Raw genomic sequence first — 14,868 nt, 5'->3', positions numbered from 1 at the left:
GAAAAATGTAGAAGGCAACGTTTCGACAAGAGGGAAACGTTGCCTTCTTCTTTAGTGCGGCTTGACAAGCCTGGTGAGTCCCCCCAGACCGAAACGCCAGCTCAACAGGAACAGCGTCCCCGTCAGAACACTGAGCAGCGGCAGAGCATACCAGAATGGGAGCGTCCAGAGTAGCACACCCGAACCAAACGCGTAGCCCAGACAGCTCCCGAGCAGAAGCATCCGCAGGGGTGTGAACGGGCCCTCTTCTTGTAGCAGGCGCTCGGCCAGTGTCTCGGCTGCCTGGTTCAGGTCGGCATCGTGGGCGCTTCCACAGACAAGCAGTGTCGTGCAGCCACTGAGCAGCAGACAGACAGTAGTGAACATGCTCGCATATTCCTGTGCGGTGAGATGAAGCCACCAACCAAGCAGCGCGCCGATGAACAGACCCTCCCCGACGATCAATAACAGAAAGACAAGCAAACGGGCACGAAGCAGATGGGCCGGCTTGAGTGGCGCTGTCAGCAGGAGCGTCAGGCGGTTTCCCTCTCCGCCGAGCGCGCAGGTACCCGGCTCCAGCACGTGGAATAGCGTGACCGCAAGCGCGTACAGCGTTGCCACGACGCTCTTTGACGCGTATCCCTGCACGTATGGATAGACCAGAGGAAAAAGGGCAACAAGCAGCACCATAATGCCCGTTCGGATCCAGGTAAACGGGTTACGGCTCTGGTTCAGCAGTGCCTTGAACAGAAAGGCACTTTCAGGGTTGTTCTTGCGCTCAAGCCAGGCGAGAAGCGGGCGCATCCCGGGAACTGCCTGCCGGTGCCGCCGGGATGCCTGCTGCTGGTAGAAGACAGATGCGTATAATTTCCCGATAAGTGGTGCCAGCGGGCCAAGAAGCAGCGCCAGCAGACAGCAGAGTAACAGCAGAAGCGCTTCCGGTTGAGGCGTGAGCAGCTTTGCGATGCTCATGAAAAGAAGCCCACTAACGAGCGCCATAAGCGAGCATAGGCGCCTCCACAGCGCACCACTTGCCAGAGAATGAGCAAGCAGAAGGCCGAGCAGGGCACAGACTGGCGCAAGCAACATGCCCGCTGACAGGAGCAGCAGCCAGCATATGTTCATGTGCCTGGACGCAAGCCAGAGGAGCGAGCCACCTGAGAGTGTCAGGAGCGGCCAGCTCTGTTCAAGGATGAGCTCGCCAAGCACGGTATAACAGAGGGTACGCGGTGTGAAGGGAAGCAGCAAGAGAAGCTGTGTACTGGTGCTATTCAGGCTTGTACGGATGCTCAAGAGCGCGAGCAGAACGACAAGCAGCCAGCTTCCTCCGAGAACCTGCCAGGGAGATAGGTCTGCAACCATCCAGCCAAGCGGAAGCAGGCCAAACAACACCATGAAGGGTAACGCCACCCGCATGGGCTTCTCATAGCGTAGCCCATTCAGGAGGCTCTGGAAGCGGGCTTGCCAGATATATATCATACATTTACCTCTCCTTGTGTTAGTTTGAGGAAGGCCGTTTCCAGATCGGGAGCGGCCAGCAGGGTGCATAGTTCGGCAGGACTTCCTTCAGCAAGCAACCGTCCTTTGTGGATAATGCCCACTCGCTGACAGATATTCTCAGCCGTCGCCAGGTCATGCAGCGAGAGAAAAATGGTTGTGCCTGCCGCAGCCTGTTCGCTCAGGAGCCGCTTGAGCCGAAACGCGCTTTGTGGGTCCAGCCCGTTGAGAGGCTCATCAAGCACCAGTACGTCCGGTTGATGCAGCAGAGCTCCTGCAAGGGAAAGCTTGCGCTTCATCCCGAGTGAATAGGTACCGCAGGGGCGCTCTGCATGCTCGCTCAGGTCCAGCAGTTCGAGGAGTGAACTGATCCGTTCCCGAGCCCGGGGAACACGGCGCACGCTCGCCAGAAACGTCAGAAACTCGCGTCCGGTCAGGCGTTCATAGAGAATGGCCCGGTCTGCCACATACCCGAGACGCTGTTTTACTGGAAGCGGTTCTTGCCAGATGTCATAGCCTGCAAGCGTGATCCGACCCGCTGTCGGTTGCAGCAGACCGACCAGCATCTTGATTGTTGTCGTTTTGCCTGCTCCATTGGTTCCCAGAAACCCGTAAATCTCACCGCGCCGCACCCGGATAGTCAGGTTATCCACAGCGCTCAGGGAGCCGAATCGGGCGGTCAGGCCCTCGATAGTGATGGCCGCTTGTTCCTCCGGGATCGCTTCATACAGCGCTCCGGAAAGGTGATGCACCGTCTTCTCCTCTTGAGCGAGCAGCCGGAGAAAGCTATCACGCTCATCAACGTTTAGCAGTATGGAGCGGACAGGCTTTTCGTGTTGGCCGATGAGCAGGGGAAGCGGTTTACGCAGCCGGAATAACACCTGTCCCTGTTCCGAGAAGCAGACGTTCAATTGCTGCTCATCTTGCTCATAGAGCGGGGTTGTGCTGTGAAACGGGGAAAGCCGTTTCTGCACAGGTTCTGCTACCTCAATCAGCGCACGGGGCACTGTGGCCACGAAGGTGCCATAGCGCACTGTCAGCTCGCTCTCTGTCAGGCAATGGCGCGTGTGGAGCGGTGCCCGCATTTTTATAAGGATGATGATGGGCAGAAGCAGCGCGAGTGCCGCCCCTCCCCACTTGAACGATGCGTGGACGGGCAGGAGCATGAGAACGAGCAGGAGCACACCACCCTCAAGGAAAAGCAGACAGCAAAGCGTGATAAGGGTGTTGTTGAAGCGCGAGCGAATCGCGGTATACGAAAACATAAGTGGAAATACTTCACTTCGTGATAACGTCCTGTTGTCAGTATCTTGCATCTATTCCTCCTGGCCCTGAGGAAGCTTCTCAGGGCTCCTGGTGTGGTTGTTCAAGAAGAGCCTGCTTGAGAAGCTGTATCATTGTCTCGGCCTGCGGTGACAGCGAGCCGAGCATCAGTTCTGCGAAAGCGTCCGTAAATGGCTTTTGCATTTCGGGTACAGGCAGATATTTCACTACATCAGTGATCAGGGCCTGTATCTCCTGATCTTGTAACAGAAGCTCTCCATCGGCAGACGCTTCAAGCGTGGTTGAAAGCCTGCTATAGATGGAGAGCAGGTGCCTCCAGAGCTCGGGCTGCTCGTGCATCAGGAGGCGAAACTGCTCTAGCAGCGTAGAGGAGATCGGCCACCGGAAATCTTCCAGCAGGGAGATCACTTTCGTCTCGATCTCCCAGATGGCCGGGTGAACCTGAATGCCCTCCTGCTCAAGCTGTTGCCTGATCTGTTGCAGCATGCGAGATGAAGCCGGAAGCTGCTCAACCTGCTCAAGTGGCCCTTCGGAGAGCAGTTCACGGATTCTGGCACGACGCGCTTCCAGCTCCTGGATCTGTGCTGTAAGCTCTGCATCAAGCGCCTGTAAGATAACGGGCAGCGGTTGTTCTCTGGTCTGACGGCCAAGCAGAGCGCGAATCCGCTTAAGAGGAAGCCCGAGCGCCTGAAGCTGCTTGATCTGATGCAGGCGGAGAATCGCACGCGTATCGTAGAGCCTGTAGCCCGCCGGGCTGCGAGCTGGCTCTTCAAGCAGCCCGAGCTTTTGATAATGCCTGATCGCTTTGGGGGTGATGCCCAGCAGTTGCGCCACCTCGCCGATATGCAAATGCTTTCTCATGCTTGCTCCTTTCTCTCTCACATCATACAACCTTGTCCCTGCGACAAGGTCAAGGGCAAGTGGGCGAATTGCAGGGAAAAAAGCAGGCAATCGGGAACAAAATGCGAGGGTCCAACGTCATTATCTCCGATGGAACGTTTACAGCATCCCTTCAAGAAAGGAGCGTTCGATGCTGATGAAGAAACAGAGTATATCGGCTTTCGGCCTGCTTCTCCTGACACTGCTTCTGGTCGCATGTGGAAGCGCCAGTACCACCACTGGAGCGGGTGCAGCCGATGCCAATAGCGTACAGATGACGCTGTATGCTGCCGACCAGAAGACAGTCAATGCTATCTACCAGACAACAGACCAGAATAACGTACAAAAGCTGCTTGAAACGCTGAAGGCAGCGCCTGCCCTGCCGAATAACACACCCTGTACCAGGCAAGCAGGGCCTGGCTATGGGCTGGTCTTCAATCAGGGCGATAAACAGGAAAAAGTGAGCATTGATGAAAGCGGATGTGGAACCATCAGGTTCAGTCAGACGGATACTCGACGCCTGACCGCCGATAGCAAAGATATCTTGATGCAGCTTATCACGGAGGCAAAGGCAGCGTTTCAGCCTGAGAAGGTGGATGCGACGGTGAGGGGTGTCGATATGAACCCGTCGCTGCAAAAGCCGACGGTTGTCGATAAAGAGAAAGTGCAAAAGCTGTATGATGCGATCGAGAAGTTGCCGCCACTGGACCAGAAAAAGATGTGTACGATGATGGCGGGCCCGCACTATGACCTGACCTTCTATCAAGGCAAGCAGGAAGTCAAGGTCACCGCTGATCAAAGCGGCTGCGGCACGGTCTTCTTTAACGACGATGCTGGACATATCAAGCAGGCTGACCAGAGCTTCTGGAAACTGTTGGACGAAACCCTGATGCTCGGTCTCAAGAAGTAGTGCTTCCAGACGAGCAGGCAAGCGTCACCGGAGTCGGGACGCTTGCCCTTGACTTTACCACTGTTTGGGTGGCAGTTGGACCTCAATTACTGTCGGGCGGTTGAGGGTGAGCGCCTCGCGGAGCGCGTCCCGGAGCGCTTCCGGCGTGCTGACCCGGGTTCCATAGGCGCGGAATGCCTGAGCCAGCGCCACATAATCGGGCTCAATGACATCCGTCGCGATATAGCGGCGATCATAGGCAGCCCGCTGCTCGGTTTTCACCGCGGTAAAGGTCGAATCGTTGAAGACAACCGCGATAACCGGGATCTGTTCCTGTACCGCTGTCGCCATTTCAGCGATGTTCAGCAGGAAGCCAGCATCACCGCAGAGCGCGATGACTGGCTGCTTCGGTGCGGCTACCTTCGCTCCCAGAGCCAGCGGAAGCCCACAACCGATAGTACAATATTCGTTAGGGTGGATGAAGGTGCGTGGCTCATAGATCGGCAGGCTGACCGTGCTGGCATAACCAAGCATCGTCATATCGGCCACCACAATCGCGTCATGGGGCAGCGCCTCTCGGATGGCTGGCAGGAAGCAAACCCCTTCGCCGAAATAGGCCCGGGTATGGGCAACGACCGCGGCACGTGCCTCATCCAGCAGCGCGGGCAACTCGGGTCGTGCCGGTGCCTCTTCTGGTAGGAGCGGCAAAAGCGCTTCCAGAGCGGCCCGAGCGTCGGAAACGATGCCGAGTGAAGCGGGATAATTGCGCCCGAATTCGGATGCATCGATATCGATATGAATCAGCGTGCGGGGGAGCTTCATGCGGCCATAGGCGGTCCGTTCCGCGCCGAGCTTGCTTCCAATCACAAGCGCGACATCGGCCCGCGTCAGTAGCGGATCCAGCTCATCAGTGATATAGGCCGTCGTGAGGACAGCAAGCGGGTGAGCGCTGGACATCACGTCATGGCTCTTGCTTCCCAGAATGACCGGAGCCTGAAGCCGCTCTGCAAGCAGCACAAGCTCTGTATTCGCGCCAGAAAAGGTGACGCCAGCTCCGGCAACGATGACCGGAAACTGTGCCTCGCGCAGCAGGTGCGCGGCGGCCTGAATATCGGCTGTAGCGGGTTGCGGTCGAGTATAGGTTAGATCCTCCTCGTCGGGGAGCGTGACATACGCCTTTTCGCGAAGGACGTCAAGGGGGATCTGAAGATAAGCGCCACGCGGGCGACCTTGCAGCATCACGCGCATGGCGTCTTGAATCGCGCCTGGAATCTCTTCTACATGCTGGACACAGCGAGTCCACCCGGCGAGCGCCTCCATAATGCCCGCTTGATTTTTGACCTCATGGAGTTCGCCCCGGTTGCGACCGACAGAGGCGCGAGCAGGTCCTGAACTGATAACCATAAGTGGAATTGAATCGGCGAATGCACTGCCCATCGGCGTCGTGGCGTTAGTGACGCCAGGCCCGGTGATCGTGCTGACGATGCCGGGGCGGCCTGTGACCCGTGCATATCCCTCCGCCATAAAACCGGCTCCCTGCTCATGTCGTCCCAGAATATGGCGTATGCCGGGTGTTTCGCGTAAAACATCATATATCGGGAGCGTATGCACGCCGGGAATACCGAACAGAGTATCAACCTGAAATGCCTGAAGTGAGGCGATAAGTGCTTGCGCACCGGTGAGGTGCTGCCGTTTGTTCACGCTGGTGAATCCTCCTTTCACGCCCGAGCTCCTGTTCAGCCATATCGAGCTAGCCCGTTCTCTGGCTCCTGCGGCGTGTCTTTGAAAAAATCATGTATGAAATCTCTCTTATTATAAACAGCGAATCGAGAGAATAGGAAAAAATAGGCAGTGGACTAGCCATAAAAGCTGAGCACTTCCTTATTGACGGATGTCGATGTTGGGCGGGAGTGCCGCATAATCAAGCTCGCCACGATTTTCGCCGATAAACAGTTCTTTGAGTGAGGAGCCTCGTAGCACGGGCTGCAAAGCCTGTAGATCGAGATTGGTACAACCCGAGATATCGAGCGTCTCAACGGGGGGCAGCATGTCAAGCCGCTTGATACGGGTATTCAGCGAGAGGGAGAGCTTGCGCAGGCGTGGCAATTCAGCAAGCGGGCGAATATCTTCGATCAGGCTATCAGTAATCGAAAGGGTTTCCAGCTCGGACAACGCCGTCAGCGGTGACAGATCGGTGAAGGGCTGGCAGCCATACAGGTGCAGCTCTTTCAGCCGGGTGAGCGGGGCCAGCACTGCCAGTGTATCCAGCGTGAGATCTCGCAAGGTCAGGGATTCCAGCCCGCTGAGCGTAGACAGGACATGGAGATTGCGTGGTCTGGGCGTATGGGTGCCGTCGCTATACGAGTAGCCGTCAAGGAACAGGCGCTTTAGTCCGGGAAGCTGTGCCAGCTCGGCCGCATCTTCCAGCGCATCACAGGAGAGCTCAGTAAGCCCGGAAAGCCGATGGAGCCCCTTTAGCGAGCGCGAGAACCATAGATTGAGTTCGATGTGTGGAGACAGGCAGGCAAGTACATCAATATCATAGAGGCCCGGACAGCGGGCCAGATCAAGCAGCTCCAGACGCGGCAGCGTGGTGAAAATGGTGGCGTCACGCAATCGGGGACATCCCACAAGCTGTACCTGCCGGAGGTTCGGGTGTCCGTGTAATGCCTGAATGCTTGTCAATTCCGGGCTCTCGTAGATCTTGAGTTGTTCCAGGTGCGAGAGGTATTGCAGCCCGCTCAGCGAGCCAGAGAGGTCGCGCAAGAGGAGCCGGGGTGTGGTGCCGAAGATGGGCACAAGGACATCCCGTGCAAAGCGTTCGGGTGGGAAACGGCGGCTTTTCCAGCCCTCAAGCCATTCATCCTGCAAAGGCTGCACAATTGCCGTGAACTCCTCCCGTGAACGAAGCCACTCAAGCAGCCGATGAAGCGCATTCATGGCCTGCTCACCTCCGATATGCAACAGGGTATGCAGGCCGGCTTGCCACCTGCTGGTATCAGCAGTATCGGTCTGGAGCAACAGGTTTTGCACCGGCTCTACAAGTGCATTGCCCGCCATGCCGAGCAGCTCTGTTTCGTAGAAATGTTGAGGTGGAAAGAGCGTGAGCAGTGTTGCATGCAGGCGCGGTAGCAACGGTGAATGCGCTGGCAGCGCAGAGAGGCAGGCGAGGGCCTGAAAGTGCAAAAGGCGCTGATAGGATGGTTCATTGTCGCCGCGCTCAAGCAGAGCCAGTACCAGGGCTTCTAGCTCTGCTTCGGAAGCATGATGAACTGCTTCGTGCAGGAAAGCAGGCTCATGCGAGAGATGTGCGGATGAGAGAAGCTTTGCGATATCCATTGTTCCCGGATGGCTCCTTGCTGCTTTATATGTTACAAACAAACGGCTATTCTATCCGACATTGTGACTTTTTTAAGCAGGGTTGTCTATGAAATACTTCACTTTTACATTCTGCCTCAGAAAGAAGCGCCGAATTTGGATGGCGAGAAACGTGAGCGATCTCACAATAGCGGATCGAAAGGCCGAAACATAAGGGCAATGGTCATTGTTTCCATAGTCGCATTATCGAATATAGATCTTTACTCTACTTGTTATACATTAGCATGCTACTATATACTGAAGAAGAGAGCGGCCTGACCCGCAGGGTATATGTAGAAGATCAGAAGCGCGGGAAGGGGCCGTGCACGTTCCGCTCAAAACGCGAAACATGAATTTACAGAAAAATGAGGAGCCTTATAGCTGCGTTATGGATGTACCTACCGATATTCCCATCCGGGTAGATCTGTACAGTGATACGATTACCAGGCCAACCCTGGCCATGCGCGAGTACATGTGTCAGGCCGAGGTTGGCGATGAGCAACTAGGTGAAGATCCCACCGTGAACCGTTTACAGGACATGGTGGCCGAGCTTCTGGGCAAGGAAGCGGCTCTCTATCTGCCCTCGGGCACAATGTGTAACCAGATCGCTTTCTGTGTCCACTGTCAGCCTGGCGATGAAGTAATTATGGATAAGACCGCGCACCCTCTGCACTACGAGGGCGGCGGCCCGACACCACTCAAAGGTATTTTGATTCGGACCGTTGATGGAGAGCGCGGCGTCTATTCCGCACGGCAGGTAGAAGAGGCCCTTCGTGAGCGAAGCCGCTATAATCCTCGTAGCCGTGCGATTTCAATCGAGCAGACGTCGAATATGGGTGGTGGAAAGTGCTGGCCACTGGAAACCATTCGCGAGGTCTGCGAGGTCGCGCATGCCCACGGAATGGCGACCCATATGGATGGGGCGCGGCTGTTAAACGCCGTGGTTGCGACCGGGATCAGTGCGAAAGCCTATGCCGCCTCGCTTGATAGCCTGTGGCTGGATCTCAGCAAGGGGCTTGGTGCGCCAGTCGGGGGTGTGCTTGCTGGCTCGAAAGCCTTTATAGAGGAAGCATGGCGATACAAGCAGCTTCTGGGTGGTGCCATGCGTCAGGCCGGGATTATTGCCGCCGCGGGCATCTATGCATTAGAGCATCATGTTGAGCGTCTGGCCGAAGATCATGAGAACGCGAAGCTTCTGGCGCAGGGGCTGGCCGAGGTGCCGGGCATTCGGATTCGTCCGCAGGATGTGGAAACAAATATTGTCTTCTTCGATGTGACCGAAACGGGCATGACAACGCAACAGTTCATTGATCGTGCGCGTTACGAGCATGGGGTGCGCTTCAGCAAGATGAATGGTCGTGTTCGGGCCATTACCCATCTGGATGTCACCCGACAGGATATTGAACAGGCAATTCAAGCGGCTCGCACCATTGTTGAGACGCCTCACACAACGATGCGAAAGCAGGATAGAGCAGCCTTCCAGCAAGCGTACTGAGCGTATGGAACGGCTGCTTTTTTGATGCCCCGGGGAGGATATCCCCGGGGCCTTTTGCTATTCATGAAGGGTAACAGGGGTAGAAGAAAAAATCCATTGAAATAATATGCATAAAGTTACATGTATGGCTGTACAAATAGCGGTAAACCGGATATGATTTGAGTATTTGAATGTGAGTATTTGCCTGGAAAGTAAGAAGGGAAAGACGTATGACGACGAATATCTACTCCTCCTTATGGTTTCAGTTGTTCATGCCGTTGCAGAACGAGGAATGGACCCGCAAGGATGTGGCGTTTCTGGCGCGTCAATTGCCGTTACCTCGCTACAAGCGCGTCCTTGATCTCTGTTGCGGATATGGACGCCATGCGCTGTTACTGGCTGATTACGGGTATACCGTGACCGGGCTGGACCGCGATAGAGACGCGATTGCGGAGGCCAGACGCCGCGCTAGAAAGGCCGGGAAAGATATTCAATATGTTCAGGGCGATATGCGGGAGCTTGAGGCCCTTTCCGGGGAATTTGATGCTGTCATCAATATGTGGCAGAGCTTTTGTTATTTTGATGAGGAGACCAATAGACACATTTTGCGCCAGATTTATCGCAAGCTGGTTCCAGCCGGTCGCTTTGTGATCGATATGTACAATCGAACCTACTATGAGGGACACCACGGCACCAAACGGCAGGACATCAACGGCTTTGTCGTGGAAACCAGCGTGTACCTGGAGGGAAATCGCCTGCATTCGGTCGTCCAGTACGCGGACGAGTCGGGCATTCAGGGGAGCGACCATTTCGAGTTTCAGATGTTTACTGCCGAAGAGTTCAGTGAGTTGGCGGCGTCATGCGGCTTTACCACGCGTCTGGTCTGCTCGTCCTCTGATGAGAACATTGCGCCCACTGCTGAGCACCCCAGAATGCAGCTTGTTCTGGAGAAGTCCTGAGCGCTTCCCGGATGTTGTTTCCTGTTGTTGGTTCAGCAGGAAACAACTAAGCGTCGGATTGACGGAAAAGCTGTTCCAGATGCGCGAGGGTTTCCTGTATCTCGGGTGTGAAAGCTTCAATAGAAGAAAGAAGTTGTTTATAGCGTTCATGAGCCTGCTGTCCCTGAAGCAGTGCAAGCTCGATCAGCGCGACACAGGCCGAGAGATATTCGGGGTGCTTCGTCTCCTGATGCTTCTCATAGAGTGTGCGTATTCGATGGTAGAGGAATTCCGCTTTTGTATACTCCCGGGCGTGAGTGGCAAGCTGTGCCAGCAGTTTCAGCGGCGTGACAAGGGCAAGGCTCTCGCGTCCTTGCCGCTGTTCCAGCATGTAGAGCGAGCGCAGGCTGACAGTCTCTGCCTCTTCATAGCGTCCCTGTTGATAGTAGAGCTGCGCCAGATTGTTCAGCAACTCAGGAGAAAAAGCCTGCTCCTGTCTGTGTGGTGAGAGGGAACGCAGTAAGAGTTGTTCCGCTTCCTGATGGCGTCCCTGCGAGCTGAGCAGCGCGGCCAGCCCACTGAGTGCGAGCTGATGATCCTCGTCCTGCTGGAGTGCCTGTCGATAGAGCGCCTCGGCCTCGTCATAGTGATGTTGCTGGCTCCGTAGTTCGGCGAAGCCGAGCAGCGTGGAGAGCGTGGGCGGATGCTGTAGCTGCATTACCCGCCTGTAGAGCTTCTCGGCTGCTTCATAGCGAGCCATAGTTGTCAGATAGGCGGCGGCTCTGGTGGCCAGCGTTATGTAATGCTCGCTATCATGCCTGTAGTGTGTGACGGCATAGAACGCATGTGGGAGGAGCGGCCATGCAGCGTCGGGATTCGAGGAATCTGGAAGGAGTGCGCACAGGCAGGCCAGAACGCGTTCTTCCCATTGAAACCGCTCCGTCTCGGAAAAGGAGGCTTTTAGCACAACCTGGACCAACCGATGCATATGGAGTGTCTCGTGTTCCGGATGACGGTGCAGCAGCGAGTAGGCCTGCAAAGCCTGTAGCGCCCGATTGAACTCCAGCGGATTTTCTCCAATGGCCTGTATCGTCGGGGTCGTCATGCCTCTGGTGAAAAGCCGCTCTGGGACGGGCTCGGGGGCGAGAAAGCAGCAGAAGATCAGCAGTTTAGCCGCGGCCGGGTATGTTTGCTTGAGAGCCAGAAAGGAGAGCGTGAAGGTGCTGACCACCGAAAGCGGGTGATCGCTATAGTCACCGCGATTCTGCAATAATGGAATGGGTTGCTGTCGCAGTCTATGCAGGTAGTCACGCAGGCTATCATCAGTTTGGTGATTGGCTATGCGACGCTGGATTTGTTGAGTAGAAATATATGCTCCTGCCTGATCGAGTGCCAGCGGCAACCCATCCATTTCGCGCACCAGCGTGCGGGCGGTTGCTTCCAGATCGGGTGTCCTGGGCAGGCCAGCGCGCTTCAGCAGAAAATGGATCCCTTCCTCTTCGGTCATCCCTTCTACAGGCAGGCAGGTAGCCAGGGTATCGAGATCCTGCCGCCTCGTGGTGAAGAGCAGGGAACCAGAACGGGCCGCCGGGAGGTATGAGCGCAGGGTCTCAATGTCTGCCACATTATCCACAACGAGCAACCAATCACGATGCATGTTCAGCCAGCGCTGCACCACGGTCACGATTTTCTGCGGCTCAAAATGCTGAAAGCCGGGAACCTGGAGCGCCTCGGCCAGCGCATAGAAGCTACCGAGCAGCGTAGATGTGGTTGCGGCATCCAGCCAGAAGACAGCCGTATATTCCTGAAATGTGCGATAAACATACTCAATAGCTACCTGTGTTTTTCCACTTCCACCCAGGCCACTGAGCGCATAGGAGGCGGGGCGTCGGGGGTTGGTATGGAGCAGGGTGTGCAGGGTATCCAGTAGCGCTTCACGTCCCGTAAAGAAAGGGTTGCGCTGGTAGGGGACATACCAGTACGGTGTGAGGGCGGACAGGCTGGCTTCAAGCAGGCGGCGTGTTTCCTGTTCATCCAGTTGGAGCAGACGAGCCAGCTCCAGTACGATTTCTTTGGTTTCGGGGAGATATTCGCCTCTTTCCCAGGCGCCGACGGTGTTCGGGTGTATCTTGAGGAGTGCTGCAAGCTTGCTCTGTGTGAGCTTCCTGCGTTTACGATATGCCTTGAGAATGTCGCCGAATGAGTCGAACAGACCGGTTTCCATGCTTGCTACGTTTCCTTCTGACGCTCTGTTTTCGTGGGCGGCCCTGCACGGACTGCTTCTGTAGATAATAACGATGAATCGACTATAAAGCAACTATGTGTTTATGCTTTCATCCTCTATTTCGCTTTTAATCGCTTTTCATTTCTCTGTAAAGAGAAGAAAAAGCAATGGTCTCTTATCGTTTTGCTTTACCAATAAATACTCTCTCTGTTTGAGAAAAAGAGGGATCGCTTTTGTTGTAGAAATACTGCTAGTAGAGGCAGCGCATACCTGTTGTGAGGTTTCCCCTTGACTTAGAGCCGACTCTAAAGAGTATGATTCCGTCAGAACCTGCGGAGGTTGTGTACATGAAGATCCAGGATGTTGTGAAGCGAACGGGGCTTTCTGCCTATACTATTCGCTTTTATGAGAAGAGTGGTATTCTTCCCCGTATTGCTCGCACACCCGCCGGAACGCGAGATTTTTCCGAGCAAGATATTTCTTTCTTGTGCTGTATGCATGAGCTCAAACAGCTTGGGATGTCGCTTGAAGATATCACGCTCTTTATGCGTGGTGGTTGTCCCAACAGGGGGCGTGAGCATGGAGGGCTGCCGCAAGAACTGCTTGAGCGCCGCTTACAGATCCTGCGTCAATATCATGCATTATATGAAGAGCAAAAGCGCTCTCTTGAATGCATGCTAGCACAGATAGAGCAACAATTGATGATGTATGAAAAGCTTGCGGAAGGAGAGTAAATGAAAATTCTATCTACACTGCTACGAGTATATCTTAAGGCGGAGCACCTGGATGAGAGCATTGCTTTCTACGAGAAATTGTACAGTCAACCGTGTACATTGCGCTTTCAGTACGCTGAAATGGGACTGGAACTGGCTCAGGTTGGCTCGATGCTGCTGATTGCGGGCTCGGAGCAGGCGCTTGCTCCCTTTCGGGCCACACAAGCAACCTACCTTGTCGATTCGCTTGAAGCGTTCCGGAGTGTGCTGTTAGAGGCGCATGGGGAGATCCTGAAGGAGCCACAGCGCGTCCCGACCGGGATGAATATGCTGGCCCGCCATCCTGATGGCACAATTGTGGAATACGTGCAACATGTGAAAGAGCAGGTAGCTGAAGTCAATATTGGTTAAGGATGTTCGGCGACCAGCGTGAAGAGTTTGGGAATGCCGATATCATCCTTTTTCAGGTTCGGCTCCTCGTCCAGTTGCCGGATCAGGAGCCCGGACCGCGCGGCGGCGGTGACGATTTCGCCCAGGGTCCAGCGGCGCTGATAGACCTTGCCTGTTCGGCTTTGCAGCTCGTCGGGCAGGTGTTTGCGGAAGGCGACATCTGTTTCGACGATGGTCGGGTCAAAGTAGTTGCCGCTGACCTTCTGCTTTTTGCCCTGAGAGGTAATCAGCTTGGTTGAAATCGGGTGGAAATCCTGAAGGATCAGCCTGCCACCAGGCTTGAGGACCTGCATGACTGTCTGAAAGAGCGGCTGAAGGTCCACAAAGTAGTGCAGAATTCCCAGTTCCATGATGGCAAGGTCATACGTGTTCTGTCGTTCGCTCTCGGGCATCGTCAGCACATCGGAGACCAGATAATGGAGCGTCACGCCTGCTGCCCGGGCGACATCGAGGGCATAGCGTGCGTTTTCGGGTGAAATGTCGACCACGGTCACCTGCGCGCCACACAACGCCAGAGCGGTCGCTTTGAGGCCATGTGAGCCAAGCAGGTTGATAATGCGCTTTCCTGCCAGCTCGTCGGTCAGGCGCGCGGAAGACGAAACCGGTGAGGAGGTCACAAGATAGGGGGCCAGCGTGCCGAGGCGCTGATATGGCTCTTTGCGCAGGCGTGAGGCGACGGCTTCTGCTGGGCCGAAGCGATGCACCCAGGCATCATAGCTTTCCTGTGTCCAGGCCTGTTGATTGAGGCGCGTGTTCTGCTGTTGGAGCGTGTGCCAGTAGCGCCTGATCGCCTGCACGATTGGGTCCTGTTCCGGCAGATGAGCGGCGTAGAAATAGGCCGAGCGAACCCAGAGACGATGGCCCTCGCGCTCGATCTGAAGCCGGTAGGGATCGGTTGCGACGACCGTATTATAGCGACAGAACAGGGTTACTGAGACTCCATCTTGTTGAAACGAAAGTGTGGTCTCATCTGGCATCTGTGCGGCCGGGAACAGCTCACGGGCGCGAGGGAAAAGGTCCCATTGAAGCGCGATCGTGATAGGCGGTGTGCCTGCCAGCTCAATGTGTTGCGCGTAAAGTGCGCTTTCTCCGCTTAGCGTATAATCGATTTGGTGTGTGTCCAGTGCCGCAATGATTGTGAAAAGCGTCTGCCACCAGTGTGCCGCCATACATTCCCTCCTTGT

12 protein-coding genes are annotated in these 14,868 nt (G+C 55.5%); 5 read left to right on the top strand and 7 right to left on the bottom strand.

Features of this window, described 5'->3' with window-relative positions; genetic code table 11:
- Positions 1–51 precede the first annotated feature (51 nt).
- The 3 genes from EI42_RS13975 to EI42_RS13965 all read right to left on the bottom strand — a co-directional run bounded on the left by EI42_RS13975 (position 52) and on the right by EI42_RS13965 (position 3,621).
- Entirely contained in the window at positions 52–1,458 is a 1,407-nt protein-coding gene (locus EI42_RS13975) for a hypothetical protein (RefSeq protein ID WP_111322985.1), read from the bottom strand.
- On the bottom strand, positions 1,455–2,741 hold the full coding sequence (locus EI42_RS13970; RefSeq protein ID WP_211326165.1) for an ABC transporter ATP-binding protein: 1,287 nt from the start codon (positions 2,739–2,741) through the stop codon (positions 1,455–1,457). Before EI42_RS13970 ends, EI42_RS13975 begins: the two co-directional genes overlap by 4 nt.
- 79 nt (positions 2,742–2,820) lie before the next feature.
- Entirely contained in the window at positions 2,821–3,621 is an 801-nt protein-coding gene (locus EI42_RS13965) for a MerR family transcriptional regulator (RefSeq protein WP_111322983.1), read from the bottom strand.
- A 175-nt stretch (positions 3,622–3,796) separates the two neighbouring features.
- Here EI42_RS13965 and EI42_RS13960 point away from each other — a divergent pair, with 175 nt between their 5' ends.
- Positions 3,797–4,549 carry a hypothetical protein gene (locus EI42_RS13960; protein ID WP_137686031.1) on the top strand — a complete coding sequence of 251 codons (753 nt, stop codon included), beginning with the start codon at positions 3,797–3,799 and terminating at the stop codon, positions 4,547–4,549.
- Between the two features lie 54 nt (positions 4,550–4,603).
- Here the strand turns inward: EI42_RS13960 and EI42_RS13955 are convergent, their stop codons facing one another.
- Both EI42_RS13955 and EI42_RS13950 read right to left on the bottom strand, forming a co-directional pair.
- Positions 4,604–6,229, bottom strand: coding sequence for a thiamine pyrophosphate-binding protein (locus tag EI42_RS13955; protein ID WP_111322979.1), 1,626 nt, complete (start codon positions 6,227–6,229; stop codon positions 4,604–4,606).
- A 180-nt stretch (positions 6,230–6,409) separates the two neighbouring features.
- Positions 6,410–7,867: a leucine-rich repeat domain-containing protein gene (locus tag EI42_RS13950; RefSeq protein ID WP_111322977.1), complete on the bottom strand. Its 1,458-nt coding sequence runs from the start codon at positions 7,865–7,867 to the stop codon at positions 6,410–6,412.
- Positions 7,868–8,273: 406 nt separating this feature from the next.
- Between EI42_RS13950 and EI42_RS13945 the strand changes: the two genes are divergently transcribed.
- Positions 8,274–9,380 carry a threonine aldolase family protein gene (locus EI42_RS13945; RefSeq protein ID WP_111322975.1) on the top strand — a complete coding sequence of 369 codons (1,107 nt, stop codon included), beginning with the start codon at positions 8,274–8,276 and terminating at the stop codon, positions 9,378–9,380.
- Between the two features lie 209 nt (positions 9,381–9,589).
- Positions 9,590–10,318, top strand: a complete 729-nt coding sequence (locus EI42_RS13940) for a class I SAM-dependent methyltransferase (RefSeq protein WP_111322973.1) — start codon at positions 9,590–9,592, stop codon at positions 10,316–10,318.
- Positions 10,319–10,364: 46 nt separating this feature from the next.
- Here the strand turns inward: EI42_RS13940 and EI42_RS13935 are convergent, their stop codons facing one another.
- On the bottom strand, positions 10,365–12,521 hold the full coding sequence (locus EI42_RS13935) for a tetratricopeptide repeat protein (protein WP_111322971.1): 2,157 nt from the start codon (positions 12,519–12,521) through the stop codon (positions 10,365–10,367).
- A gap of 347 nt (positions 12,522–12,868) precedes the next feature.
- Here EI42_RS13935 and EI42_RS13930 point away from each other — a divergent pair, with 347 nt between their 5' ends.
- Together EI42_RS13930 and EI42_RS13925 are read left to right on the top strand one after the other, a co-directional pair.
- Positions 12,869–13,255: a MerR family transcriptional regulator gene (locus tag EI42_RS13930; protein ID WP_170142610.1), complete on the top strand. Its 387-nt coding sequence runs from the start codon at positions 12,869–12,871 to the stop codon at positions 13,253–13,255.
- Positions 13,256–13,645 (top strand): VOC family protein, encoded by a 390-nt coding sequence (locus EI42_RS13925; RefSeq protein ID WP_111322967.1) that lies wholly within the window; start codon positions 13,256–13,258, stop codon positions 13,643–13,645.
- On the opposite strand, the gene EI42_RS13920 is transcribed toward EI42_RS13925, so the two are convergent.
- The gene (locus tag EI42_RS13920) at positions 13,642–14,853 is read right to left on the bottom strand and encodes a class I SAM-dependent methyltransferase (protein WP_111322965.1); all 1,212 of its coding nucleotides are present in this window, start codon (positions 14,851–14,853) and stop codon (positions 13,642–13,644) included. The genes EI42_RS13925 and EI42_RS13920 overlap by 4 nt on opposite strands.
- Positions 14,854–14,868: the final 15 nt, after the last annotated feature.

It is taken from the genome of Thermosporothrix hazakensis (genome assembly GCF_003253565.1).
Lineage (GTDB): Bacteria > Chloroflexota > Ktedonobacteria > Ktedonobacterales > Ktedonobacteraceae > Thermosporothrix > Thermosporothrix hazakensis.
This window is presented reverse-complemented; position numbering and strand designations above follow the sequence as displayed.